The organism is Psychrobacter sp. ASPA161_6 (assembly GCF_051970285.1).
Lineage (GTDB): Bacteria > Pseudomonadota > Gammaproteobacteria > Pseudomonadales > Moraxellaceae > Psychrobacter > Psychrobacter glaciei.
The window spans coordinates 498,592-524,345 of record NZ_JBEFNJ010000001.1 but is presented as its reverse complement, the minus strand read 5'-3'; the positions used below and the strand labels follow the sequence as shown (position 1 = coordinate 524,345).

Below are 25,754 nucleotides of genomic sequence, written 5' to 3'. Positions count from 1 at the left end.
AACTGATTAATTTCGGTACGACACATACGATTGATTCATTTATATTCGGCTGGGTCAGATACACTGCTCCAGCCGAACTCATATGAGTTAAACGCTTCGTTAAGCGTTCTGTCACCGACACTCTCATCACTACCAATACTCTAATCATTGAACCACAACTATTGAGCAGCCCATGCTACTTTATATTCTGCGTCGTATTGCCATTCTCATTCCTGTCTATCTTGGCTTAACGCTATCAACCTTTACTCTCATTCGTCTCGTACCTGGAGATGCCGTCGAGATTATGATGGGTGAGCGTATGGTTGATCCAGAGCTACATGCTCGTGCCCTAGAAAGGCTAGGATTAGACAAACCTCTCATCGTCCAATATTGGGATTACTTGACCGGTATCTTAACAGGTGATTTTGGTGAGTCCTTCCGCACTCGTACCCCCGTATTACAAGATTTCTTTGCCCATTTTGTACCCACTTTAGAGCTAGCATTGTGCGCCATCGTCATTGCTAGCGTCATTGGTGTGAGCTTAGGCATCTTTGCCGCGCTACGCCGTGGCACGTGGATTGATTACACCCTCATGTCAGGGGCGCTGGCAGGGTACTCTATGCCCATCTATTTATTAGGCCCTATCCTGACAGGTATATTTGCCCACTACTTAGGTCTACTGCCCGTTGCTGGGGTGATATCTGTGGCGCAGTTTTTAGATGTCCAGCCATTGTATGGATCATGGCTGCTCGGCTCTCTAAGCTCGGGAGAACCTGGCGCATTTTGGAACGTGGTCAAGCACTTTATCTTACCTTCCATTGCTTTATCGACCATTCCACTAGCAATGATTGCGCGGATGACACGCTCAGCGATGTTAGAGGTGTTAGATGAAGATTATGTGCGTACGGCACGAGCCAAAGGCTTATCACCACGGCGAGTGATACTGATACACGTGATGCGCAATGCCTTGATTACGGTGGTTACCGTCGTTGGTTTACAGATGGCAACATTGCTCGCTGGCGCTATTATTACCGAGACTATCTTTAGTTGGCCAGGTGTTGGTAATTGGCTACTCGATGGGTTCTTTACCCGTGATTATCCTATTGTGCAAAACGGTATTTTATTGGTCGCCACCGCCTTGATTTTAGTCAGTTTATTTATTGATATTTTGTATGGTCTGATAAACCCACGTATTCGACATACCTCTTAATGTCACATTGATAAATACTCATATTATAAATAGTGAAGATTAGCGCTTGCATGGTTTTAGGATTTTTTAGCAAATTCATAATGATTATTATCTTAATGATTGTTAGGAACAACAATCTAAACACGCTCGATGCGCTAGCCACTATAGGAAATGCTCATGAAGCCTTCTGTTCTTCCCTCTGATGTTGACCTTACAGCCATGACACCGCCCTCGTCTTGGCAGCTATTTTTATCGACGTTCTGCCGCAATAAAGGCGCGGTACTTGGTTTTATTGTACTGGCATTGATGGTGCTTATTGCCATACTCGCGCCTGCTATTGCCCCTCATGACCCTTATGAATTATTTACTGGTCAAGAGCAATTGCCACCTGCCTTTCTGGATGGCGGTAATACCATGTTTTGGCTGGGTACTGATGATGCTGGCCGAGATACCTTATCTCGGGTGATGTATGGCGCGCGTTACTCGTTGTTTATCGGTCTAAGTGCGACGACTCTTGCCATGTTGGTGGGTGTCTCATTAGGACTGAGTGCTGCGTTTTGGCCCAAAGTTTGGGGCAAAGCTGTCATGCTGGTCAATGATATCTTAATGTCTTATCCGAGCTTACTATTGGCGATCATCATTGCCGCTATCTTAGGCCCTTCTATGACCAACACGATTATTACCATCGCACTGGTCTGTACACCACCGTTTATTCGGCTGACACGTGCCACTGCGATGGTAGAGCTACAACGTGAGTACTTTGTTGCCTCGCAAGTAATGGGTGCTGGTGTGCTCAGGTTATTGTTTGTGACCATTCTACCCAACTGTATGGCGCCGCTCATCGTACAAGCAACGATGATTTTTTCCTCTGCTATTTTAGAAGCAGGCGCGATCGGTTTCTTAGGCTTTGGTGTACAGCCACCTGATGCCGAATGGGGCGCGATGCTAGGTACGGCACGTCAATATATTCAGAGTAATGTTTGGCTCGCTATTTGGCCGGGTGTCGCTATTTTCTTGGCTGCCCTGTCGATTAACTTGACTGGTGATGGCTTACGCGATGCGCTAGATCCCAAATTAAAGCAGGTGACCTAAGATGATTGATCCATTAATTAAAACGCCAACCAGCCATACCTCTATGAATGGTGCATCCAAGAAAGAATCACCGTTGCTATTGGACATTGAAAACCTGTCGGTCACTTTTGGGCAAGGGGTACGTGCTTTTCGTGCCGTCGATGATGTGTCATTGAAAATAACACAAGGCGAGGTTATCGCTGTCGTCGGTGAATCTGGCTCAGGTAAATCGGTCACTATGATGGCATTGATGGGACTGTTGCCACCCTCTGCAACCGTTCGCGCTCAGCGAGTGATGTTCGATAATAAAGACATGCTCAGTATGCCAGCCAAAGAGAAACGCGGCATCATTGGTAAAGATATCTCTATGATTTTTCAAAATGCGATGTCTTGCCTAAATCCAAGCTTTACGGTTGAGATGCAGTTGGGTGAAGTACTACGCAAGCATCTTGGTTTGCGAGGGTCAGCCGTACAGACACGTATCTTAGAACTACTAGAATTGGTCGAGATGCCCGATGCAAGAAACCGACTCAAGGTCTATCCGCATCAGCTATCAGGTGGTATGAGTCAACGGGTTATGATTGCGATGGCAATCGCTTGTGAGCCAAAACTACTCATCGCAGATGAACCTACTACTGCGCTCGATGTCACCGTACAAGCGCAAATCATGGATTTGCTCAGCCGATTGCAACGCGAAAAACAAATGGCGATGGTATTGATCACTCATGATTTGGGTTTGGTCGCACAAAACTCGCGTGATGTTGCGGTCATGTATGCCGGACAAGTGGTTGAAACTAGTACCGTACCGGAGATTTTTCAAAACCCTGCGCACCCTTATACTGAGGCATTGCTCCAAGCTATCCCTGAGTTGGCTATCGGTCAAGACCGACTGAATAGCTTACCAGGAGTTGTGCCCAGTCAATACGATCGCCCAAGCGGCTGCTTACTGTCTCCTCGCTGCCCGTACAAAGAGTCCGCTTGCGAGGTACCACCGCCCATATTAGACACGCCTAATGGCAAGGTGCGTTGTATTCATGCTGATCCTTCTTCTCGCAACCCTATCTCTCACGCTGCTACCTTGGAGTCACAAGCATGAGTAATAAAGTGGTCCTAAAAGCAGACAATCTACACAAGCATTACCCCGTATCTCAAGGCTTGGGTAAGGCCAAAGCGTATGTCAAAGCCCTCAATGGTATCTCATTCGAGCTTGAGGCTGGCAAGACACTGGCAGTCGTTGGTGAGTCAGGCTGCGGTAAATCCACGCTTGCCCGCCAGCTGACGCTGATCGAAGAGCCCACTCATGGTCAGCTATTTATCAATGATGAAGGCACCACTGACTATAGTAGAAAGGCACTCAAAGAGCTGCGTACCGAAATTCAAATGGTCTTCCAAAACCCTTATGGCAGCTTAAATCCGCGCCATACTATTGGCTATCAATTGACTGAACCATTGGATATCCATACCAAACTCTCTAAAGAAGAAAAGCGTGACAAAATCAACGAGATGATGAGAAATGTTGGTCTACGTCCCGAACATGCTGGTCGTTATCCTCATATGTTTTCTGGTGGTCAGCGCCAACGGATTGCCCTCGCCCGCGCGATGATGCTCAACCCTAAGATTGTCGTCGCTGATGAGCCAACTTCCGCGCTCGATGTATCGATTCAGGCACAAGTCTTAAATCTATTTATGGATTTGCAGGATGAGTATCGTACCGCTTACGTTTTTATCTCGCATAACTTGTCAGTCGTACGCCATGTCGCGGATGATGTAATGGTGATGTACTTAGGTCAAGCCGTCGAACACGGCCCTAAAGAAGCGATTTATAATGCGCCAAAACATCCTTATACCATCGCTTTATTAGCAGCTGCACCAACTGTGAACGGCCATAAGAACGACTTGACGCTACAAGGTGAGCTACCAAGCCCGCTCAATCCACCGAGTGGCTGCGCCCTGCACAAACGCTGTCCATATGCCAAACAACAATGCAGTGAAATAGAACCGCAACTGCGCGAATGGGACGGCCGATTGGTTGCATGTTTACGTTTAGAAGAAATATATGGTTAAAGTAACTAAAGATTAGTCAATATTTACCACACCGCGACATTTAGGAAACTTGCTACAACCAAAAAAGGCCTGACCTTGATTCAGGCCTTTTTTGGCAACACGCTTGATCATCTCACTTCTACACTTTGGGCAGGTTGGTGTTTGGATCAAATCAGATGTATGGTCTATCACCTCAAGTGTCGCAGAGGAATCCGTTGCTAATTCAAGCTCTACAATTTCGAATGGCGTAAGAAACACTTTATCGGCAATATCATGGGACATACTGGTATGCGGCGTACTTATCTGCTGAGTGTTCAAGCTATCAATTGGTAAGTCGCTAGATTCAATCTCAGTTTGACCAGACCATCGCAGTACTTCTCTACTTTTTAGCGTGGCTCGTTTAGCGGTTTCTTTTACTATCGGCTCTGGTGTAGACTTATTAGCCACTTTAGCAACTAGTTTATCAGTAGCGTTACCGCTAGGCTGTTTGTTTGAGGGGCTATGCTTGTCTTTTAAGTAGGCTTTGTGCTCTCTATTGGTTTTCCAAGATTTGCTAAATTTATTACTGTTAATCTGCTCAACGATGGACTCAACCTCGTCTTCAGTCAGTATTTCATCCTGCTTTTTCTTAACATAAGACGCCATTCCACTCGTCAATACGTTTTCGGGTAACTCATCACGGGTTTTTAACTCGCACTCACCAATGAAGGCAATCATCGAATGAAAATAGCTCAGCTCCAACCCTAATAAATCTGCGAGCGTCTTAATGTGTAGATAATTTTGATGTAATGGGTTTTGGAATTTGAATTTACTTCCATTTGGGAAAGCTTGTGTCCACTGTCTTTGGTTCTCGCTACCATATATCCAGCCTTTATAGTTTTTGGTTTCAATCACAAAAATGCCGTATACGGAGACGATGATATGATCGATTTGGGTACTACCACCGTTGGCTCTTGGCAAGGTAATACCGTTTAATCGGTGGTAAATGCTTTTTTCTAGTTTTAACCACATGGCGACGTTGATAACGGTCTCGCCTAGGAAACCTTTAAAACTGGATTTTAGGGACATAGCAGAAATCTCAAAGAATGACTAATTAAAGCTTATATTTTCTATCTAAAAAATTCAAAAACTTTCAAAATAGCGATGAATATAATTACACCAATTACTATTTTCTTGAAGTCTATACTTCCATTTCCCTTTTCAAGATCATCTAGAACACTCATAGCATCACTCGATATTTCATTCCAACCACTCTGTTCTTTATTAACTTGATACAAACCTATTTTATAGGGCTTCTCCAACTCTAATAAATATTTTTCTAGCTGCTCCCACTGCTCGCTTGGATAACTTTGCATCGCTAAGTTTATGACCCTTACATCATTAATTGCATATGATAAAGGAATAGGGTCGAAGTCTAGCCAATGTGCTAAATGCTCATTAGTTGAGGCAGTATAAAGCGCAACTGTTGGGACTCTATCGCCGATAGATACATTTTTCAGTGAAGCGCGTTTCGTTATTTTGACTACCGGAAAATCACCGTAACCCTTAGTTAAACTTGTATTAACTGCAATTAGCGTCGGATGAATACCTACAACGATGCCGCCATTTGAATCTCCACTTAAGAAATGCTCTTTTTTATTTGTCCAGTAGTAAAGATTCATAACAATTGCAATAACCACAACGAATAAATACATGATATCGATGAATATCGTAGCTAATAATGAGCAAATCAAAAACAATGTTAGTGAACCTACCATCAATTTGTTATGACAAAACCACACCCACTTATTTAGCTCTGCATTACCTGGGTTTGAAGCGATACTATTATCATCGACTGTGTAATTATTACTCATTTAATATCCATACCCTCTACTCTAAACACGTCATAATAATTTTTAAGTCAATTTCTTCACTGTCTAATATAATTAATTTTTTCACATGCTGTCTACAGCTTGTTTTTATAACCATAATAGCCAAAAGTATTAATAATATTATTTCTAACGCCATATTTTTTTTGACACTGCCGTTTAACAATAGAAAAGCACTCGTATTGCTACGGGTGCTTCTATTGAAAATTAGATAGATTTCATAATTAAATTATTAACCCAATATAAAATAATTATGCTTTATTCAACAGGTGATGCTTAACAATTTTTATGCTTAAAATTAGCAACTATAAATACTTAATTGATCGTAACAAGATTTTTTGACTACGCCTGCTTCATAGCCAATACTAACTTCATTCAAAATACTAATAGCAGTGGGCATTCTATCGGAATATCCGCCTAGGTCTAAAAATGACGCTACATTATATTTAATCGGTACACTACCTTGATAACTATAGGTAATTTCTTGGTCAACATCACCATCCAGACTAACGTCTTTCAAAACTTTAACTAAGTACCCAGAGTTGTTGTACTCGGCCTTATTAGTATTACCTTGCAGATTGAGATAGCTATCGTACTTAGTTGTAGCGCCGGTCGCTAAATTACTTTTATTGTAAGTTACTTCAGTATCGGTAATTAATATACCTTCACTTTCGTTAGTTATTTTTCTAGTAATATTCCCTTCACGATTATAAGTATAAGTAGTTAGCTCTGATGTCGAGTCGAAAGCAGTAGACAATACGTTACCCTCGTCATCATAAGTATATTCAAGAGTCCGATATAATCTTTTAATTTCGTTATTGGTACCTTCGTCAGTATCAATGTAATACAAAGAAGATTTTCTGAGGTAGTTATTATCATAATAAAACAAATCAGTAATTCGGTCTATATTACCGTCATTAGACTCATCAGTCTTGATTTGATCTAATTGGTTTTGACTATTATAAACATACATTCTTGTTAGGTTATCAAACGAATTTGTAGAACTCGTATCTCTCTCTATTATCTGTGCTATGTCATTATTTGAATTATATTCATAGATTATCGTTTCTTCAAAAACGCTATCTCCATCAGAATTAGTTTTGTGCTCAATCAATTGGTCTTTTTGATTGTATACCCAAACATCAACTCTATCAGTTTTGATACTAGTGCCGTAAGTCTTTGTAAGACGAACTAATCGACCCTTACTGTCATAGACAAATTGCTGTAAATAATTAGCTCGTTCAGGATTATAAGAAGATAAATACTCTCTTTCGATAAGCTGTTTTTTAGCATTGAAGTAAGAGTTTTCTGTTGCATCAACATAACCTACACCATTTCCCTTATAAGACCTAGTGCTGATGCCAGCAATAGTGGCATCCAAGGGTCTTGCGTCTTTTGCATTCGCAACACCATCGCCATCAATATCGGCATCACATTCATCAACGATGCCATCCTCGTCTAAATCAGCTTTTCCAGAATTGTTAGCGGTAACGTCTTTACACTTGTCAGTAGGCGTTGGATTAGTAGGTTTAGGACTATTGTTACTTTGGCTATTAGAATCACTACCGCCACCACAAGCCGTTAATGATGTGGCAAACAAGATAACAATAACTGCAGAGCTTAATTTTTTGATAGGATGGATGCTTGGCATGCAAGGACTCGCTTAAGAAGGTTATTTAGTGGTTTATGCTATGCACCAAACCACATGTACTTGTTACATATTACAAACTTAAAATAACTTTTTATTACAAATAGAATTATAGATTTTTATCAAAACTAGTCAACATATTTTTATCGGCTTAACATAAAAAAGAGCCACTAGATTACTCTAGTAGCTCTTTTTTTACATACTAACTAAATTAGGTTTATTACACCAAACTATTTACCGCTTCAACCACAGCGTCAGTCGTAATACCAAACTCTTTGTATAACTGATCTGCAGGGGCAGATTCACCATAAGTGGTCATGCCGATGACTTTGCCATCTAGACCAACGAACTTATACCAGTAATCTACATGCGCTGCTTCGACTGCTACGCGGGCACGGATATTGGCAGGCAATACAGCTTCACGATAGCTAGCATCTTGCTCAACGAAGATCTCTGCACATGGCATAGAGACCACACGGACGCCAACACCATTTGCGCTCAATGCTTCATATGCTTCCATCGCAAGGCCAACTTCTGAACCAGTGGCGATGATGATGGCTTGTAGATCGCCTTGCTCTTTCGCAAGTACATAACCACCTTTGGTAATGTTCGCTACTTGCTCACTGTCACGTGCTTGATGTGGCAGGCTTTGACGGCTAAAGATCAATGCTGATGGGTTGTTTTCAGACTTGATCGCTTCTACCCAAGCACTTGCAGACTCAGTTGCATCACACGGACGCCATGTGCGTAGATTTGGCGTGGTACGTAGGCTAGTCAACTGCTCAACTGGCTGATGCGTTGGGCCATCTTCACCCAGACCGATAGAGTCATGCGTATAGACATGGATGACGCGCTGCTTCATGAGTGCGCCCATGCGTACCGCGTTACGTGCGTATTCCATAAACATTAGGAACGTCGCTACGTAAGGGATAAAGCCGCCATGCAACGCGATACCATTGGCAATCGCAGTCATACCGAACTCACGTACACCATAATAGATATAATTACCGTCAGCGTCTTTTTCGATGCCCTTAGCGCCCTTAAATAGCGTCAGGTTCGAACCAGCTAGATCCGCTGAACCGCCTAGCAATTCTGGTAGTAATGGCTGTAAGGTATTGATGGCGTTTTGACTGGCTTTACGGCTAGCAACATCGCCACCCGCTTCTTGCGTTTTCTGAATATAAGCTTGTGCTTGGTTATCAAAGTCAGCAGGCAAATCACCATTTAGACGACGCAATAGCTCAGACGCCAGTTCAGGATAGGCTTTCTTATAAGCGTCAAAGTCCGCATCCCAGTTCTTTTGCTGTACGTCGCCTTTGGCTTTGGCATCCCACGCTTCATAGATTTCATCATCTAATTCAAACGGTGCATGCTTCCAAGACAACGCATCACGAGTCAAGGCGATTTCGTCATCACCTAACGGGGCACCATGACTGGCTGCTAGACCTTGTTTGTTCGGGCTACCCGCGCCGATCGTCGTTTTGCAAATCAGAAGACTTGGTTTAGCAGTCTCTTTAAGCGCTTGCTCAGTTGCTTGAGTAATGGCATCCGCATCATGACCATCTACTTTGATAACTTGCCAGCCATAAGACTCAAAACGCGCTTGCGTATCATCAGTGAACCAGCCTTCGACATTACCATCGATAGAGATACCATTGTCATCATAGAAGAATACCAGCTTACCAAGACCTAACGTGCCAGCCAATGAGCAAACTTCATGACTTATACCTTCCATCAAGCAACCATCGCCTAAGAATGCATAGGTGTTATGGTCTACGACGTTATGGCCTTCACGATTGAACTGCGCGGCTAAAGTTTTTTCTGCAATTGCAAAACCAACGGCATTAGCAATACCTTGTCCTAGTGGACCAGTAGTCGTCTCGACACCTGGTGTATAGCCAAGCTCAGGATGACCTGGAGTTTTTGAATGCAGCTGACGGAAACCTTTCAGGTCATCAACGCTGACGTCATAACCAGATAAATGTAGCAATGAGTAAATAAGCATTGAGCCATGGCCGTTCGATAAGACAAAGCGGTCACGGTTATGCCACTGTGGATCGGTTGGGTTGTGCTTCAAAAACTTGCGCCACAGAACTTCAGCAATATCAGCCATGCCCATCGGAGCACCTGGATGACCAGAATTGGCTTTTTGAACCGCGTCAAACGACAGTACACGGATGGCATTGGCTAATTTACGTTCGCTAATTGGAGCTGGCATAGAGTGTCCTAAGATTAAAGGAGAGTTTACTTGATTGAAAAAAGTTATTGAACTAAATTTGCTTAGATACTGGAATAGATGGCTCATTATAAACTAAGTGGCAACAATTTTCCCTGTTACGCCTAATCCACAACTTGATCGGGTCACATAATAAAAAATCAACTGACCGTTAACGACTTCAATATAGTGTTTCTCAAATTCTTGATAGCAAACATATTGAAGCCATTTCTCCTCTAGATAATCTGCCATTTGCTGATGGCTTACATTGTGCGCAAAGTTGCAACACAACGTGAGCATACAATTTGCATCATCATGACGCTCTTGATAAAGAAAGTCGCAACCAAGATTGTTTTCCATACAACAGAAATACACATTGGCATCTATTTCAAAGCCTAACAAATTGTCGCCACTACTTTGACCGTGGATGAGATATTGTGAGTAATTGAGCTGATCAATTGTAGACAATGTATTCATGACGTGACTATTATCAAACTTCTATTCTTTCAGCACCGCCCATAAACGGACGCAATACTTCTGGAATGGTGATACTACCGTCAGCATTTTGATGATTTTCCATGACGGCCAATAGCGTACGACCCACGGCCAAACCTGAACCATTCAGCGTGTGTGCTAGGCTGGTTTGCTTGCCGTCTTTGACACGCGTACCCATACGGCGCGCTTGGAAGTCACCGCAGTTAGAGCAGCTTGAGATTTCACGGTAAGTATCTTGGCTCGGTAACCATACTTCGATGTCATAAGTCTTTTGCGCCGCAAAGCCCATATCACCCGTACATAACTGCACCGTGCGGTATGGCAGGTTTAACTGCTGCAAGATATATTCAGCTTGTCCAGTCATTGCCTCTAACAAGTCATCAGACTGCTCAGCTGTCGCAATATTGACCATTTCAACCTTTTCAAACTGATGCTGACGGATCAGACCACGAGTATCACGACCATGAGAGCCAGCTTCACTACGGAAACAAGGCGTATGCGCGGTAAACTTAAGTGGCAGCTCGCTAATGTCCAATCGCTCGCCACGTACCAAGTTGGTCATTGGCACTTCAGCGGTAGGAATCAAATAAAAATCCATGTCTTCGTTATTAGTATGGTTTTTTAGCTTAAATAAATCATCTTCAAACTTTGGCAGCTGCCCTGTACCTTTGAGGCTGTCTGAATTCACAATATAAGGAACATAGGTCTCAAGATAGCCGTACTTCATGGTATGCGTGTTCAACATAAATTGAATCAATGCGCGATGCATTTGCGCCAACTGTCCTTTTAGCACATTAAAGCGACTGCCAGTCAGCTTGGTCGCCGCTTCGAAGTCCAGCATACCAAGTGTCTCGCCAATATAAGTGTGATCTTGAATCTCGAAGTCAAACGTACGAGGCGTGCCCCATTTGCGCACTTCTACGTTATCATCTTCTGAGGTACCCACTGGCACATCGGCTGCTGGAATATTAGGGATTTGCATGCCAGCTTTGGTGATGCGTTCCTGCAAAGTGCGCAACTCATCTTCAGCCGCTTTAATCTCACCGCTGACGCTTTGCATCTCAGCCAATAGCTCACTGGCATCTTCGCCTGATTTTTTTAGCGCGCCTACTTGCTTAGCACCCGCATTACGGCGCGACTGCAACTCTTCAGTTTTGATCTGCAAAGATTTACGTTCTGACTCGACCGTTTGCCAAAAATCCATGTCAAGTGAATAACCACGAGTGGCCAGCTGCTGTTGTAAGTCGATTAAATCGCCGCGTAAGAGTTTCGGATCAATCATAATAGTTGCCTGTAACACTAAAGGTGAGTAAAAGGGTTAAAAATATTATTAATATAATAATTGCTTAATGCCTGCGCCGCTATGTTTTGCATCAATATATCTTGTAGCCGCTATAATACCAAGACGCAGCAGATTTGACCATGTTTTGGCTACTTTTGACTAAGTTCTCATCTATTACTTTTATTATCTATAGAAAATCACATTTGTCTTAAATACATGGCCTAACGTTCAGCTCACCCCAATAAGCCTCGCCCCTCTCTATTAATGCCATTAATATCGCGTCTATCAGCGAACAGACCTGCTTATATGTTTCATTTAGGAATACTTTTCGGTAAGATAAGCGCATACCTTTCTTACATTTTCAGCCAAGTACCGCATAGCTGCTCCACTTTGGCGATTTAAATCCAACACTTTTAACACAAGTATTTGAGAAACCTTTATGGCTCTGTATCCTTACACGCTCCAACCTGTCGCCTTAAACCTGACTGAGGCTGAATTTCACCAAGCACAGTATGAACTGTTTGCCAGTGCCAGCCCTTCATTTGGTCTATCAAGTTTAAAGACCAAAGAGTGGATCATCATGGCGGTGGTGGTGGTACTAGCCATTGCAGGGTTAATCTTTGTCACCGGCTATTCCACAATTATCTTTTGGGTCATGTTGGTTTCAGTAGTGGTCTATCTGTTGGTTCGCACTTTAGGTTTTAAATGGTATGTCAAAAGAGAGTTTGAAAAACAAGTGGCGGATCAAGAGATGCCAGATGAAATGCGCCAGATGAAGTTGGGTGTACAAAAGCACGGCTTAGTGATGGCAATGCCCGTCAATCAACCTGATATGATGAAAAACTCACAAATGCGTGGCATGCAAATGCGCGCGAGCAACACTCAACAAGCCGTTATACCTTGGACTGCTATCAAAAGCTGGGATGAAACAGACGACTATATCTTTATGATGTTTGAGATGAAAGGTCAACAAGGCAGTCAGATTGTCCCTAAACGTCTACAAGCACAAAAATTTCCTATTGATACGGTACGTCAGCATTTGCAAGAAGTGATCCCCGTTAAAGGATTAAACCCTGAGAATCTACAACCACCAGCATAATGACAGTCGGGTCTCTTTAGCATTTGTATGTGTGGTAGAGAGAGTTATTGTTGGTTTTATAAAACCAATCGTAAAATTGTATTTATTAAATTTAACTTATTAATGATAGTTTGCTATTATCATAAGCATCAAAGGAAGAGATAGAGCTTACATTGATATATTTTGTATATTGAGTAACTAGAACTACTCTTCTTTATTTAATCCCGTATAACAACACTCACACTATAAGGATAATATTATGAGTAACTCTAATAACGCTACTAACCAAATCGGCCTAGAAAAAGCAGATATGAGCGCTGTAATCACTGAGCTTAATAGCTTACTATCAAGCTATCACATGTTCTATATCAACGTCCGTGGTTACCACTGGAATGTCAAAGGTGAGCATTTCTTTACTTTGCACCCACAGTTTGAAGCGCTGTATACCAGCTTACAAGTACAAATCGATGAAATCGCTGAACGTATCTTGACGTTAGGTGGTACACCACTCCACGCGTATAGCGACTTTACTCAGCATACGAGTATCAAAGAAGATAAAAACGTCAAAGATGGCAATACTTGTGTGAAAGGCGTAGTAACTGGCCTACAAGAGCTGATTCTAGAGCAACGTCAAGTATCAGCGTTGGCAGCAGAAAGTGAAGATCAAGGCACCGCCGACCTCGTAGACGCATACGTACAAGAGCAAGAAAAGCTGATCTGGATGTACAACGCTTTTTTGGGTTAATAACAATCAGATCACGATAATTTAAATAATAGTCGAATGTAGAACAATAAAAAGCACCCGATATGGGTGCTTTTTTATTATCAATAATTTTTTATTATTATCAATGCTTTATAGAGTATTGATTTACTGTTGAATCCACTGACGCATTTTTTCGCGCTCTGCAGGGGTTGCTTGTAGCCAAACCTGCATAAATGCATCTAACGTGTTGGTAGAGGTATTCACACTCGTAGCCTGTCTAACAGGAGCCGTTGGCGCTATGCTGACGTTGCTTTGGGTAGTGACTGATGGCTGACCAATAGCCGCAATCGCACGCTGATTTTGTAATTCTGCATCAGTGCTACCACCAAATACACCGCCTATCGCTTTGCCCAATCCAGCAAATAAACCACCGTCGTTGTTTGCAATGCTTTTTTGACTAGCGACAATAGTATTGTTCTGCTGCACTGCGAGGGTTGGTTGATCCGCATACTCTTTGGCTGCTTCATATTTTTCTGGTTGATTGGGCATGGTCAAGCGGTATGTCTGATTGTCTGCCAACTCTGCTGTCACGCTAATATTTCCTGAACGCAGATAATCATGTTCGTCACGAGGTAACTGATACAGTCGGTCATATTTCGCGGTGATAGCGTGCTGACCAGGCTGCAAAGTGAATTTTTTGGTCAATGGCTGAAAGGCACTCTGTTGAACTTCTTGACCATTAATGGCGGTCACTTTGATATAGTCATCGACGAGCAAAGTAACAGCGGCATGTGAGAGCATAGACACCGATCCTGCACTAATTAGTAAGGTGCTGATGGTCAGTTTTTTTAGTAAAGAAGCATTGGTTTTCATAAGTGGTTCCATTGATAATAAAGGCATTGATAACAGCGGTATTTTGAATAAAATAAATTACATTTTGAATATTAAAAATCGAGTGGCATCGTATGTTGGTCTTGACTGGCGGCATCATTGTCCACTTGCGTTTCTTGGGCAATATCTGCAAGCTCCGCCGCTAGCGTTTGCTCATCAATCGTACGCAAGGCATCACTGATTACCGCCTTAGAGATATTACTACGCCCTAAGTTTGAGAACATCGGCTGGATGTAGTTGAGCACCTCCATCATAGCACCGATACGATGCGGCCCTTCGGTAAGTAGATAATCAATAATACGCTCATCAAACTGCCAACCGCGACGACGCAAAATAGACTGCAACAAGGCTTGACGGTCAGCAAGATCGTGACCATTTGGTACTTTAAAGGTAGGCGCTTGTGCCAAACGAGTGAGCAGGTCTGTCAGCTGAAACGGTAAGTCAGTGGCAGATTTATTGGCGGCAAATAATAACTGACGCTGACCTTCACGGCTGCGATTAATGAGATGGAATAAGGCTTCTTGCCATTGACTGCTCTGCTCCAGCACTTCCAAATCATCGATTGCGATAAGGTCGAAGTTCTCTAAAGATGAGAGCACGTGGACATCGGCATGAATCAACTCGTTGAGTGACAAACAAATCGCAGATTTGTCCATTTCAATGAAAGACTCACAAATAGCGGATAGTAAATGGGATTTACCAGTAGCGGGGCTGCCAAACAGGTACAACTGACCAATCAGGCCGACATGTAGCTGCCGCACTGCATCAATAATCGACATCCAACCGGGACCGGCAAAGTCACTGAGACTCGCATCATGCTTAATGTCCAGATTGAGACTTAGCTGGGCTTCTGCCATGAATCATCAACTCGGTTTGCGTAGCGCAATAGGTAGAAAAGGAAAAAGGTTCAGTAACTTTTAAACAGGCTTAATCAAAAACGCTTAAACAGATTTGAAGTTTCAATCAAGCTTAGTCTAACCTGACAATTATCAAAACTGACGACGCTTCTCAAAACCATCATAGTAACGGCTATTACCGCTACTACTGCTCCTATATATAACATATTTGCAAAATGACTGACAAGTCTTTTACTTACTAAGCTTTGTCAGTCATCATCCATCAGGCTTAAATTTCATGTTTATTATCTAATAAATTTATCAACTTTCAATGACAAGATGTTCATTATTTTTTAAATAACACCAACTGTTTCCGACCTTTATAAAAGTCCGTGGAGAGATAATAACTGTACAAATGGCGGAATAATACATTAATGACCGCGGATACTGGTAGCGCGATAAGCATACCAACGAAACCCAATAGGCTCGCGCCAGCTAGTACCGCGAATATGACCCATAATGGTGACAATCCAATCTTATCACCTAATAATAAAGGCTGTAGGATATAGCCCTCTGCGGCTTGTCCTACTAAAAATGCACCAACGATCAATGATAGATATGTCCAATTTAAGCCGAATTGGAACAAACAAGCGATAATTGCCGCGATAAAACCAATACCAAAGCCCAGATAAGGTACGAAGCTGGCGATACCAGCCACCATCCCGATAATAAGACCTAGCTCCAGCCCAATAAGTTGTAGCTGTACGGCATAAATGGCACCCAATAAAACCATCACCAACAACTGACCTTTGATAAACGCCATTAATGCCCGATCACACTCTTGGGCAATACCAATGACTTTTTTGCAGTATGGTGCTGGAATCGCCATCTTCCACATCTGCAGGCGTTTGTCCCAGTTGAACAAGAAATAAAAGGTCAAAATGGGCACTAAAACAATCAATCCTGCATTATTGATAAAACTCATACTCGAAGCAAGCACTTGACTCATCATCGAGCTGGCATCAGAGAACTTATAATGCGTTTGCAGGTATTCAACCAACGTTTCAGAAACACCCTTCGCTTCTAGTAGGGGCAAGCGGATATTGGTATTGGCGATCAACCACTGACGTACTACCTCATTGTACCAGCTCAACACTTTAGGCAAATATTCCCAAGCCGCTTGTAGCTGATGCCACAATGTTGGTATCAACCACCAAAGCAGCAGTACCATCCCCAAGGTAATGGTAGAATAGACAATAATAATGGCTATCCAGCGTTTGATGTATTTCGAGAGACGCTTGACCAGCGGATTGAATAAGTAAGCGAGCACAAAAGCAAAAATGAACGGCAGAATGACTGGTAGCATTAAATACAGCAAAACGAAAGTGATGATAAGCGCGACGACGATAAATAAGCGCCGAAAAAAAGGGTCAATCGATTGGTTGATCATTAAGGGCTATCCTACAAGTAAGCTGATATCGATAACTTAGCGTTAAAAAGGCAATTTTATTGCTACCAAATAACTGTCTGGTTATCTTTACGTCTATAAATTCTAAGTGCTTTGATTCTAAGTACTTTATTATCGCAGAGTAGATAAAAAAAGCAGTCATTTTTTGTTTCTTAGCGTTTAATTTGTCGCTTATCTTTAATCTTAGCCGAATATTGGCAAGTTGCTTTGCGAGTGAGGTCTATTATTAGGTATAATGCGCCCACTATCTTCGAACTTTATAACCTTGATTTTTGCATAATCAATTACTTTACCTTTTAATTCTAATTATATTCCCCAACTGTGAGATGACTATGAGTGACAAGCCTTCGTTAAGCTACAAAGATGCCGGTGTTGATATCGATGCAGGTGATGCATTGGTGCAGCGAATCAAGTCCGTAGCAAAAGCCACGACTCGTCCTGAAGTCGTGGGTGGGTTGGGTGGTTTTGGCGCGTTGTGCCGTATTCCAACAGGTTACACCTCACCTTTATTAGTCTCTGGTACTGACGGTGTCGGTACCAAGCTCAAGCTTGCCTTGCAGCTGAATCGTCATGAGACGATCGGCATCGACTTGGTAGCGATGTGTGTCAACGATTTATTGGTGTGCGGTGCTGAGCCTTTATTCTTTTTAGATTATTATGCAACTGGTAAACTCGATGTCGATGTCGCTGCGACTGTCGTCAGCGGCATTGGTGATGGTTGTAAGCTGGCTAATTGTGCACTTATCGGTGGCGAAACCGCTGAGATGCCAGGCATGTACCAAGACGATGATTACGATCTTGCTGGATTTTGTGTGGGCGTGGTCGAAGAAGCGGAAGTCATCACTGGCGAAAATGTTGCAGAAGGCGATGTTTTAATCGCTCTTGCCTCAAGTGGCGTGCATTCTAATGGCTACTCACTAGTGCGTAAAGTCATCGAAGTCAGCGGTATTGATGTCACTAGCAGCGATGAGCAGTTAGATGGTCAATCTATTCAAGACGCGCTGATGGCACCGACGCGTATCTATGTCAAAGCCATTAAAGCCCTACAAGATACCCTTGGCAGCTCAGCCCTCCATGCTATGTCGCATATTACTGGTGGCGGTTTAACCGATAACTTACCGCGTGTATTGCCTGAAACGCTAGCCGCTAGCATCGATACCAATAGCTGGCAGTTTTCAGAGCTGTTCACTTGGTTGCAAACCCAAGGTAATATCGAGCAAAGTGAGATGTACCGCACCTTTAACTGCGGCGTTGGTTTTGTGATTGTTGTGCCTAAAGAGCACGCTGACAAGGCAATTGAAACATTAAATGATGCTGGTGAGAATGCTTGGAAACTGGGTGAGATGATCAATCGTGAAGCCGACGCAGTGGTATACCGTTAATGTCCCTTGATCAATCAAGCCAACCCATCAAGCCGTTACGTATTGCCGTGCTAGTATCAGGTAGTGGTAGCAATCTACAAGTCTTAATAGATGCGATGCAAGCAGGCGCGCTACCGATTGAAATAGTAGGTATCATCAGTAACCGTGAAGATGCCTACGCTATCAAGCGTGCTGAGCAAGCCAACATACCTGTCGCCGTGTTATCGCACACTGATAGCGGTAAGCGCATGGCTATCAAAACCTTTGAGAGCCATGCTAGTGCCCAATTAATGGCGTGGCAACCTGACTTAATTGTTTTGGCTGGATTTATGCGGGTGCTGAGCAGCTCATTTATCGATAATGCACCAGCACCGATGATCAATCTTCACCCTTCTCTGCTGCCTGTTTATAAGGGGTTAGATACTCATCAACGAGTGTTGCAAGCGGGTGAACGTCATCATGGCTGTAGTATCCATGTCGTCACCGCTGAGCTTGATGCAGGTCAAGTGTTAACCCAAGCGGTATTGAACGTCAATATTAATGACACAGCAGAAAGCTTGCAGTCACGGGTACAGAAGCTTGAACACCAGCTACTGCCTTGGACGATTTTACTGTTAGCAAAAAATGTGTTATCGCTAGAAGTAGACAACATCTCGTCAAAGGCTACAACTTACTTGCCAGCTTTGCCTTTACAACTATTTATAGACGTATAAAAAACTCAGTTTTCTGAGTCATTTTTTTATAACGCAATTTATATATAGTCAAAATACCCCAAAAACGCTACGCTACTGCTGATATTAATTTTTTGCAGCCTCTGTCTGCACAGGCACAGCAAGCAAGAAAAATTGATATCAGCAGTACGTGATGTATCGATATTGCTTTTTACTGACCATAACACAATAAAAAGCCCAGTCACTCATAACGAGTAACTAGGCTTTTTTATCTAACGACCATTTATATTTTAAAAATATAAACAATCATAAGCATGTTGGTATGTATTCTTAAAATACATGAACACCTTTGATGTTGACAAACTCTTTCACACCAAAGCCACCGTGCTCACGACCATAACCTGAGTTTTTCACGCCGCCAAAAGGCAGTGCAGGATTGGCAAGACCGTAACCATTGATGTAAATCATACCTGTGTCGAATTGCTCACGTGCTAAACGAATGGCTTTCTCTTCATCTTTAGAGAAGATAGCACCACCTAAACCGTAGCGACTGTCGTTGGCAATACGCATAGCATCTTCTTCGTCTTTGGCACGAATGAGTGACGCGACAGGACCAAACAGTTCGTCGTCATATGCAGGCTGACCTTTTTGCACATTTTCTAGAATAGTTGCTGGGTAGAAACTGCCTTTACCTTCAGGAACTGTACCACCAACAGCGATGGTTGCACCTTTAGCCACACTCTTTTCTACTTGCTCGTGGAGCTGCTCTCGTAAATCTATACGTGCTAGAGGACCGATGTCTGAACTATCATCCATTGGGTCACCAGCTTTTGTTCCTTCAAACTTTTCGACGATGCGCTTACGGAATTCATCATACACGCTGTCGACGACGATGAAGCGTTTGGCAGCCACACAAGTTTCGCCGTTGTTGATCAAGCGAGCTTGAGCACAAGTTTCTACTGCCACTTCTATATCAGCATCTTCTAATACGATAAATGCATCATTTGAGCCAAGCTCTAATACGGCTTTTTTGATCGCTTTAGCAGCTTGTTGTCCAACGATAGCACCAGCTGAGTCACTACCAGTCAATGTCACACCGCGTACTTTATCGTGTCCAATCAACGCTTCTGATTGATCATGATCAATGATAATAGTGCGGAACAAATCGCTTGGTAAGTCAGATTCGTGAAGTATTTTCTCTATCAATAGGCCTGAACCCGTCACGTTAGACGCATGCTTTAGTAGAATACTGTTACCTGCCATCAAGTTGGCGATGGTGTAACGAAATACCTGATATGCTGGGAAATTCCAAGGCTGCATACCGTAGATAATACCGATAGGCTGATACGATACGATACCTTTTTTCATACCTTCGATATCACGTACATCGTCCGCTAAAGAAGCAACACCATTTTCAGCCGTATAATCACAGATTGCTTTACACAGATCCAACTCTTGTAAACTCTGGCTATAAAGCTTGCCACGCTCTTCGGTCATTAGCTTAGATAGCTCTTCTTTATATTCCATCAGCTTATCACCGATAGATTTGATGGCACGACCACGTTCTTCGTGACTCACCTTGCGCCATTCTAAAAACGCATTGTGTGAGGCATCAACAATTTTGTTGACCTCATCTGTACTCATGTAATCGTAATTTTTGATCTCTTCGCCCGTGGTTGGGTTGATAGTAGTAATGTCTGACATAATTGCTGCCCTTGTTATTTGGTTTTATATATTTGAATTTTATATATTTAGTATAGTCGTGACTTTCAGTGTAATCGTGACTTGTAATTATTTAGTTGTCACGCTGATAGGACGACATGTCGGTAAGTCGCCTTCCATCTGCAACTATAATAACAAGGTAATCGGCGAAGAGTTTTACAATATATTGTGAAGTGTGTTGAAGATGTTAATAGTGTGACTATCTTATTAATAAATAATTAAATATTGAATAATTATTTTTAGAAAAACTAAACAAAAAAACCAGCCTAATTGTAAGGCTGGTTCATGGTCTGTACTAAATACGAGCTCGTTAACGGTATTTTAAGTAATTCAATAACTGACTATATTGATTGCATAATTGCTTAAAAACCAATTAAAACAAATGATTAATAATAGGAATGTCTTGCGGTGGATTTTCTTCTTCGTCAACGATTTGACGTGCCACATGCATGATAAGCTGACGCAACCATCTATGTGCTGGATGATGCTGTAATAAAGGTGACCACGCCATAGTCAGCTCAAATTCAGGGATAAAAAATGGTGGTTCTTCCATCTTTATACTGTCGTTGTTGGCCTGCATTTTTGCCACACGGGTGGGCAATGTCGCGATCAAATCTTTATTGGCTGCCAGCATAGCCGGCATTTGGTAATGACGGGTAAAAACGCTGATTTGGCGTTTTTGTCCCAAACGTTGCAATGCTTGATCGATAGAACCTAACCCGCCAGATTTTTCTGGGTTGACCCCAAACCCTACGCCCATCCCTGTTTTGGACACCCAAACGTGCTGCGCTTTTAGATAATTTTTGAGATTGAAGCGGTTGGCATAAGGGCTGTCAGAAGACAATAAACAGCTAAAAGTATCACGCCAGACCAACACTTGGTGAAAGCTTTGCGGTATTTCATTAAAGCGGTTGATGGCCAAATCCACGCGCCCCTGCTCCATATCGCGATAAGAGACATCGGATGGCGTCAAGAAATCCAAGATGACATTGGGTGCTTCAGACCGTAATGCTTTTACCAGTTTGGGTACTAAGGTCGCCTCTGCATAGTCTGAGGTCATGATACGAAAGACACGTGAGGTACTATAAGGGCGAAATTCGGTACGTGGCTCTAGAACTTGGGTCAAGTCAGCCAATATCTCGCGGATACGGGGCTGTAGCTCAAGCGCGCGCTCGGTTGGCGTCATGCCTTCTGAGGAACGTACCAGTAATGGATCGTTAAATAGTTTACGCAAACGCCGTAAAATATTGCTCATAGCAGGTTGAGTAATGCCAAGCTGCTCGGCAGCACGTGTCACGTTTTTTTCTCGTAACAATACATCTAAATGTACCAATAAATTTAAATCAACCCGCTGCAAATTCATATATATTTCTCTTTGCCTTAGAATAAATACCATTATAAATATTGGTATTTTTAATGCTGTCATAGAGATTTATTCTCTAGAACCGCACAATATCGTTGTTTTTTTGATTAAAATTTTCTAGTATTTGCCAATTATAACGCAAACCAGCAATCATAAGACATTGTTTTTTATATATTATAACTAAATAAAATACCCAAGATAACTATCATAAATTAGATAAATCTTGGTAAGGCAGTTATAGTAAGTGACACAGACAAGTCGTCATGTAAGCAAGAAACTGTCGGTTGAGATGCTGATTATAAGCCTTACTGACCAACACTATATTTTAATGGTCTATATCGATAGCAAAACATAATGAATTGACCATCAATACTATTAAATTAACTTTTAGACGATTATATTTTTTGGACGATAGCATCATTGATTATTGTAACACCTCTCATCGCCAATTATGAAATCACAACTCTATAATTGTTTTGGCAGTCTATAAAACATACTGAGTGAGCGCAAAGCTATCGCCCTGTACCAGATAATTTGTCAACTGCTGAGTTCAGCAAATTCCTTGTGTTTATAGGTAGGTTTGTTTAGGGTAAGTGGAGCTACGTTTGATAGACATTTATTTTTGGCGAATATAACCATCCATCCTTTTTAGTGATGTCCATTCTTATTAGATGTCGATAACGTTAATAAAATCTTATTCTATTTCTTTTAATAACAGACAGTCGTAATCATTTTTTATCACTTAATTTTTATCGTTTTTACACCCCACCAAGGAGACTATATATGTCAACTGTTTATAAGTCAGCGATCGATCTAGTACGTGAATTAAAGCAAAAACACGGTAACTGGCAAAATATCAGCGAAACTGATGCTGCACGTATGATGGCACAAAACCGCTTCAAAACCGGTTTAGATATTGCAAAGTATACTGCAAAAATCATGCGCCAAGACATGGAAGACTATGACAACGATACGTCTCAGTACACTCAGTCTCTAGGTGCTTGGCATGGTTTTGTTGCACAACAAACGATGTATGCTAAGAAAAAATACTTTGGTACTACGGCTAAAACTTACATCTATCTATCAGGTTGGATGGTAGCAGCATTACGCTCTGAGTTTGGTCCTTTGCCTGATCAATCAATGCACGAAAAAACGTCAGTACCTAAGCTAATCGCAGAGATCTATACGTTCTTACGTCAAGCTGATGCTAAAGTATTGAATGACTATTTCCGTGAGCTAAACGCTGCAGAAGAAGCGGGTCAAGACACCTCAGCCATTCTAGAAAAAATCGAAAACTTTGATTCGCATGTTGTGCCAATCATTGCTGATATCGATGCTGGTTTCGGTAACGAAGAAGCGACTTACTTGCTAACTAAGCAAATGATTGAAGCTGGTGCTTGTGCTATTCAGGTTGAAAACCAAGTATCTGATGCTAAGCAATGTGGTCATCAGGCTGGTAAAGTAACTGTACCGCATGAAGACTTCATCTCAAAAATCAATGCTATTCGTTATGCATTCTTAGAGCTTGGTGTTGAAGACGGTGTTATCGTTGCTCGTACTGACTCTGAAGGCGCGTCACTTACGCAAAAAATCCCAGTATCAAATGAGCCAGGCGATCTTGCTTCTAAATATATCGATTTTATCGAAATGGAAGAAGTAACGCTAGAAGATGCTCTAGAAAACGACAGCTTGCTTAAGCACAACGGCAAACTAGTACGCCCTGTTCGCTTGCAAAACGGCTTGTATCAATTCCGTGAAGACACCAACATCGATCGCGTTGTACTTGATTGCGTAACTGCTCTAGAAAACGGTGCTGATCTACTATGGATCGAAACGCCTACGCCAAACGTTGAACACATCAAAATGATGGTTGATCGTATTAAAGAAGAGCAACCAAAAGCGAAGCTGGTTTATAACAACAGCCCATCGTTCAACTGGACGCTAAACTTCCGTAAGCAAGTTATCGCTGAATGGGAAGAAGCTGGTAAAGACGTTTCAGCATACAACAAGAATGACTTGATGAGCGCTGATTATGACGGTACTGAATTGGATGCAGCGGCTGATGAAGCGGCTAAAAACTTCCAAAAAGACGCGTCACGTGAAGCTGGTGTATTCCATCACTTAATCACTCTACCGACTTACCACACGACTGCTCTTAGCGTTCATGAACTTGCTAAAGGCTACTTCGGTGAAGAAGGTATGCTTGCTTATGCTGCTGGCGTACAACGTAAAGAAATCCGTGAAGGCATCTCTTGTGTTAAGCACCAAGCAATGGCAGGTTCTGACCTTGGCGATGATCACAAAGAAATCTTCTCAGGCGATAATGCTCTGAAAGCTGGCGGCGGCAAGAACACAATGAACCAGTTCTAATCACCGACACTTTGTAAGTAATTTTTATCAGTAAAAGTTATAAAAAAAGCCGCCCTACATCACGTAGGGCGGCTTTTTTATGGGCAGACGTTACCCACTATAAAGAATACAATCAAAAACTCAGTTGAATAACAAGCATCTCAAAAACTGACTCTCGATAGAAAACGCGCTTTAATCGTTAGAATGACGGTCATCAGTATGGCTATTGCCCTTAGCTTTCATCTCAGACCTACGTTTTGCGTTGAGCTTGGCGTGGTTCATACGCCTAGTACTTCTACGAAATGTGCGATACAGTGTTTTTATAAGTCTATAAACCATATAAAACACCCCTACTAATACAACAAGCCACCATAGTCTAATCAAAGTGATGGCGACTTCTCTCAACATCTCCCAACCCTCTTTGAATGCCTGACCCACTTGTGCGCTAAAGCTTGGACGTTCAGCCTCTATCAGTAGATCTAAATTCTGCGTCGTTTCTTTATAGCTAATATCCGGTTGCGTAAAGGTTAAGTTGATCGTACTATATTTCACTCTATCCGCAATGTTCATTTGCTCTAACTGCGCATATTCCTGCTGTTGCCGCGCCGCATAGGTGGCGGCGATCGTATCGACATTACTGGTTTGATCTTTATCATTTTTGCTATCAAGTCGTTCTTGACTGAGATCCTTTGCCATATCGCTATTGAGCTTACTTGCCAGTTGCTCACGATATATATCCAAAGTGACGTCTTGAGCTGAGAACTCTTGCTCATTTAAAAAAGCCACTTGCTGCTGTACTTGTTTTAGGAACTTGTTCACGTTTTGTCTAGGGATACGTACGGTCATCTCAGCTTGTCGATAATAGGTTGTCAAAACAACGTTCTTATCCCCTTGAACAAAACCACGACTATCGCGCTCCCGATTGCTAATATGACTTGATGCAACGTAACCCTTTTGCTGATAGGTTAAACTTTCAATAGCGCTACTACTCTCTACCACATCCTCTACTTTAAAGTCAGCTGCCGCATTGATAAGTAAGGTCTTACCTGCTATTTTTATATCAGCCGCTTGGCTATTAAGGGTTTGCTCACTATCATTAGATAGATTTTGTACTTGTAACTTAGGTGAGTCTTTATTATTGGTATCTGATATATCAGCACCCTGATCCGCTATATCTTCAATCGCTTGTTCCGTAGCCACATATTCGGTCTCAGCGCTATTTTGTTCTGATTCATATTCCTCATTTTGTTGACTGCAGCCACTAGCGATAATGGCAGTCAAGGCTATAACGCTACATACTTTAACCCAGGTCGCCGTTTGGAAGATGGAGTCACTGTAATCTGATGCTGACGTGTTTGATTTGAGGGCTTGCCTTACAGAGAAAGCCCCTGTCTTTTTTGGTCTCGTTTTCATCGCTGTAACTCCATTTTATCTTACTTTTGTTTAATTCCTTGCCTTGATTATAATGATTATTTGCCAAAAGTATATTGCTAAGGATAAAACGCATGCAAACTGTCAAAAT

21 protein-coding genes are annotated in these 25,754 nt (G+C 42.2%); 9 read left to right on the top strand and 12 right to left on the bottom strand.

The features are described from left to right. Window positions 1-172 precede the first annotated feature (172 nt). The 4 genes from ACTQ9T_RS02220 (at window position 173) to ACTQ9T_RS02205 (ending at window position 4,303) form a co-directional block, all read left to right on the top strand. Window positions 173-1,189, top strand: a complete 1,017-nt coding sequence (locus tag ACTQ9T_RS02220; RefSeq protein WP_189580197.1) for an ABC transporter permease — start codon at window positions 173-175, stop codon at window positions 1,187-1,189. Window positions 1,190-1,345: 156 nt separating this feature from the next. Then, a complete protein-coding gene (locus ACTQ9T_RS02215) occupies window positions 1,346-2,260 on the top strand; it encodes an ABC transporter permease (RefSeq protein ID WP_189580195.1) in 915 nt (304 codons plus the stop codon). A 1-nt stretch (window position 2,261) separates the two neighbouring features. Then, a complete protein-coding gene (locus tag ACTQ9T_RS02210; protein ID WP_440463944.1) occupies window positions 2,262-3,335 on the top strand; it encodes an ABC transporter ATP-binding protein in 1,074 nt (357 codons plus the stop codon). Then, window positions 3,332-4,303 carry a peptide ABC transporter ATP-binding protein gene (locus ACTQ9T_RS02205; protein ID WP_440463943.1) on the top strand — a complete coding sequence of 324 codons (972 nt, stop codon included), beginning with the start codon at window positions 3,332-3,334 and terminating at the stop codon, window positions 4,301-4,303. The genes ACTQ9T_RS02210 and ACTQ9T_RS02205 overlap by 4 nt, the downstream gene beginning before the upstream one ends. 12 nt (window positions 4,304-4,315) lie before the next feature. Here ACTQ9T_RS02205 and ACTQ9T_RS02200 read toward each other — a convergent pair whose 3' ends face one another. From ACTQ9T_RS02200 to serS, 6 genes are all read right to left on the bottom strand, one after another. Next, window positions 4,316-5,350, bottom strand: coding sequence for an NERD domain-containing protein (locus ACTQ9T_RS02200; protein ID WP_440463942.1), 1,035 nt, complete (start codon window positions 5,348-5,350; stop codon window positions 4,316-4,318). Window positions 5,351-5,391: 41 nt separating this feature from the next. Further along, on the bottom strand, window positions 5,392-6,135 hold the full coding sequence (locus ACTQ9T_RS02195) for a DUF3239 domain-containing protein (protein ID WP_440463941.1): 744 nt from the start codon (window positions 6,133-6,135) through the stop codon (window positions 5,392-5,394). A gap of 313 nt (window positions 6,136-6,448) precedes the next feature. Then, the gene (locus ACTQ9T_RS02190; protein WP_440463940.1) at window positions 6,449-7,801 is read right to left on the bottom strand and encodes a hypothetical protein; all 1,353 of its coding nucleotides are present in this window, start codon (window positions 7,799-7,801) and stop codon (window positions 6,449-6,451) included. A 217-nt stretch (window positions 7,802-8,018) separates the two neighbouring features. After that, window positions 8,019-10,016: a transketolase gene (gene tkt, locus ACTQ9T_RS02185; RefSeq protein WP_440463939.1), complete on the bottom strand. Its 1,998-nt coding sequence runs from the start codon at window positions 10,014-10,016 to the stop codon at window positions 8,019-8,021. A 93-nt stretch (window positions 10,017-10,109) separates the two neighbouring features. Further along, entirely contained in the window at window positions 10,110-10,490 is a 381-nt protein-coding gene (locus ACTQ9T_RS02180) for a hypothetical protein (RefSeq protein WP_010196404.1), read from the bottom strand. Between the two features lie 13 nt (window positions 10,491-10,503). Then, window positions 10,504-11,790, bottom strand: coding sequence for a serine--tRNA ligase (gene serS / locus ACTQ9T_RS02175; protein WP_440463938.1), 1,287 nt, complete (start codon window positions 11,788-11,790; stop codon window positions 10,504-10,506). Window positions 11,791-12,229: 439 nt separating this feature from the next. On the opposite strand from serS, the gene ACTQ9T_RS02170 reads away from it, so the two are divergent. Both ACTQ9T_RS02170 and ACTQ9T_RS02165 read left to right on the top strand, forming a co-directional pair. Beyond that, a complete protein-coding gene (locus tag ACTQ9T_RS02170) occupies window positions 12,230-12,889 on the top strand; it encodes a YcxB family protein (protein WP_010196398.1) in 660 nt (219 codons plus the stop codon). 238 nt (window positions 12,890-13,127) lie between these two features. Further along, window positions 13,128-13,613, top strand: coding sequence for a Dps family protein (locus tag ACTQ9T_RS02165; RefSeq protein WP_201593681.1), 486 nt, complete (start codon window positions 13,128-13,130; stop codon window positions 13,611-13,613). Window positions 13,614-13,736: 123 nt separating this feature from the next. On the opposite strand, the gene ACTQ9T_RS02160 is transcribed toward ACTQ9T_RS02165, so the two are convergent. The 3 genes from ACTQ9T_RS02160 to ACTQ9T_RS02150 all read right to left on the bottom strand — a co-directional run bounded on the left by ACTQ9T_RS02160 (window position 13,737) and on the right by ACTQ9T_RS02150 (window position 16,748). Continuing rightward, window positions 13,737-14,444 carry a DUF2057 family protein gene (locus tag ACTQ9T_RS02160; protein ID WP_440463937.1) on the bottom strand — a complete coding sequence of 236 codons (708 nt, stop codon included), beginning with the start codon at window positions 14,442-14,444 and terminating at the stop codon, window positions 13,737-13,739. Between the two features lie 71 nt (window positions 14,445-14,515). Next, complete coding sequence (gene hda, locus ACTQ9T_RS02155) at window positions 14,516-15,319, bottom strand: DnaA regulatory inactivator Hda (RefSeq protein ID WP_010196392.1); 804 nt, start codon at window positions 15,317-15,319, stop codon at window positions 14,516-14,518. Between the two features lie 325 nt (window positions 15,320-15,644). Continuing rightward, a complete protein-coding gene (locus tag ACTQ9T_RS02150) occupies window positions 15,645-16,748 on the bottom strand; it encodes an AI-2E family transporter (RefSeq protein ID WP_440463936.1) in 1,104 nt (367 codons plus the stop codon). Between the two features lie 350 nt (window positions 16,749-17,098). Here ACTQ9T_RS02150 and purM point away from each other — a divergent pair, with 350 nt between their 5' ends. Together purM and purN are read left to right on the top strand one after the other, a co-directional pair. Next, window positions 17,099-18,148 carry a phosphoribosylformylglycinamidine cyclo-ligase gene (gene purM, locus ACTQ9T_RS02145; protein WP_440463935.1) on the top strand — a complete coding sequence of 350 codons (1,050 nt, stop codon included), beginning with the start codon at window positions 17,099-17,101 and terminating at the stop codon, window positions 18,146-18,148. Beyond that, window positions 18,148-18,840, top strand: a complete 693-nt coding sequence (gene purN / locus ACTQ9T_RS02140; protein ID WP_440463934.1) for a phosphoribosylglycinamide formyltransferase — start codon at window positions 18,148-18,150, stop codon at window positions 18,838-18,840. The genes purM and purN overlap by 1 nt, the downstream gene beginning before the upstream one ends. Before the next feature lie 288 nt (window positions 18,841-19,128). Here purN and ACTQ9T_RS02135 read toward each other — a convergent pair whose 3' ends face one another. Beyond that, the gene (locus tag ACTQ9T_RS02135) at window positions 19,129-20,502 is read right to left on the bottom strand and encodes an NAD-dependent succinate-semialdehyde dehydrogenase (RefSeq protein WP_440463933.1); all 1,374 of its coding nucleotides are present in this window, start codon (window positions 20,500-20,502) and stop codon (window positions 19,129-19,131) included. 391 nt (window positions 20,503-20,893) lie between these two features. Beyond that, a complete protein-coding gene (locus ACTQ9T_RS02130; RefSeq protein WP_010196381.1) occupies window positions 20,894-21,883 on the bottom strand; it encodes a LysR family transcriptional regulator in 990 nt (329 codons plus the stop codon). 783 nt (window positions 21,884-22,666) lie between these two features. Between ACTQ9T_RS02130 and ACTQ9T_RS02125 the strand changes: the two genes are divergently transcribed. Continuing rightward, window positions 22,667-24,253 (top strand): isocitrate lyase, encoded by a 1,587-nt coding sequence (locus tag ACTQ9T_RS02125; protein ID WP_189580155.1) that lies wholly within the window; start codon window positions 22,667-22,669, stop codon window positions 24,251-24,253. A gap of 171 nt (window positions 24,254-24,424) precedes the next feature. Here ACTQ9T_RS02125 and ACTQ9T_RS02120 read toward each other — a convergent pair whose 3' ends face one another. Then, window positions 24,425-25,645 (bottom strand): DUF4349 domain-containing protein, encoded by a 1,221-nt coding sequence (locus ACTQ9T_RS02120; RefSeq protein WP_440463932.1) that lies wholly within the window; start codon window positions 25,643-25,645, stop codon window positions 24,425-24,427. Between the last annotated feature and the right edge of the window lie 109 nt (window positions 25,646-25,754).

Coding starts and splice junctions, on each gene's coding strand:
- ACTQ9T_RS02220 (WP_189580197.1), top strand. CDS start 173: ATGCTACTTTATATTCTGCGTCGTATTGCCATTCTCATTCCTGTCTAT.
- ACTQ9T_RS02215 (WP_189580195.1), top strand. CDS start 1,346: ATGAAGCCTTCTGTTCTTCCCTCTGATGTTGACCTTACAGCCATGACA.
- ACTQ9T_RS02210 (WP_440463944.1), top strand. CDS start 2,262: ATGATTGATCCATTAATTAAAACGCCAACCAGCCATACCTCTATGAAT.
- ACTQ9T_RS02205 (WP_440463943.1), top strand. CDS start 3,332: ATGAGTAATAAAGTGGTCCTAAAAGCAGACAATCTACACAAGCATTAC.
- ACTQ9T_RS02200 (WP_440463942.1), bottom strand. CDS start 5,350: ATGTCCCTAAAATCCAGTTTTAAAGGTTTCCTAGGCGAGACCGTTATC.
- ACTQ9T_RS02195 (WP_440463941.1), bottom strand. CDS start 6,135: ATGAGTAATAATTACACAGTCGATGATAATAGTATCGCTTCAAACCCA.
- ACTQ9T_RS02190 (WP_440463940.1), bottom strand. CDS start 7,801: ATGCCAAGCATCCATCCTATCAAAAAATTAAGCTCTGCAGTTATTGTT.
- tkt (WP_440463939.1), bottom strand. CDS start 10,016: ATGCCAGCTCCAATTAGCGAACGTAAATTAGCCAATGCCATCCGTGTA.
- ACTQ9T_RS02180 (WP_010196404.1), bottom strand. CDS start 10,490: ATGAATACATTGTCTACAATTGATCAGCTCAATTACTCACAATATCTC.
- serS (WP_440463938.1), bottom strand. CDS start 11,790: ATGATTGATCCGAAACTCTTACGCGGCGATTTAATCGACTTACAACAG.
- ACTQ9T_RS02170 (WP_010196398.1), top strand. CDS start 12,230: ATGGCTCTGTATCCTTACACGCTCCAACCTGTCGCCTTAAACCTGACT.
- ACTQ9T_RS02165 (WP_201593681.1), top strand. CDS start 13,128: ATGAGTAACTCTAATAACGCTACTAACCAAATCGGCCTAGAAAAAGCA.
- ACTQ9T_RS02160 (WP_440463937.1), bottom strand. CDS start 14,444: ATGAAAACCAATGCTTCTTTACTAAAAAAACTGACCATCAGCACCTTA.
- hda (WP_010196392.1), bottom strand. CDS start 15,319: ATGGCAGAAGCCCAGCTAAGTCTCAATCTGGACATTAAGCATGATGCG.
- ACTQ9T_RS02150 (WP_440463936.1), bottom strand. CDS start 16,748: ATGATCAACCAATCGATTGACCCTTTTTTTCGGCGCTTATTTATCGTC.
- purM (WP_440463935.1), top strand. CDS start 17,099: ATGAGTGACAAGCCTTCGTTAAGCTACAAAGATGCCGGTGTTGATATC.
- purN (WP_440463934.1), top strand. CDS start 18,148: ATGTCCCTTGATCAATCAAGCCAACCCATCAAGCCGTTACGTATTGCC.
- ACTQ9T_RS02135 (WP_440463933.1), bottom strand. CDS start 20,502: ATGTCAGACATTACTACTATCAACCCAACCACGGGCGAAGAGATCAAA.
- ACTQ9T_RS02130 (WP_010196381.1), bottom strand. CDS start 21,883: ATGAATTTGCAGCGGGTTGATTTAAATTTATTGGTACATTTAGATGTA.
- ACTQ9T_RS02125 (WP_189580155.1), top strand. CDS start 22,667: ATGTCAACTGTTTATAAGTCAGCGATCGATCTAGTACGTGAATTAAAG.
- ACTQ9T_RS02120 (WP_440463932.1), bottom strand. CDS start 25,645: ATGAAAACGAGACCAAAAAAGACAGGGGCTTTCTCTGTAAGGCAAGCC.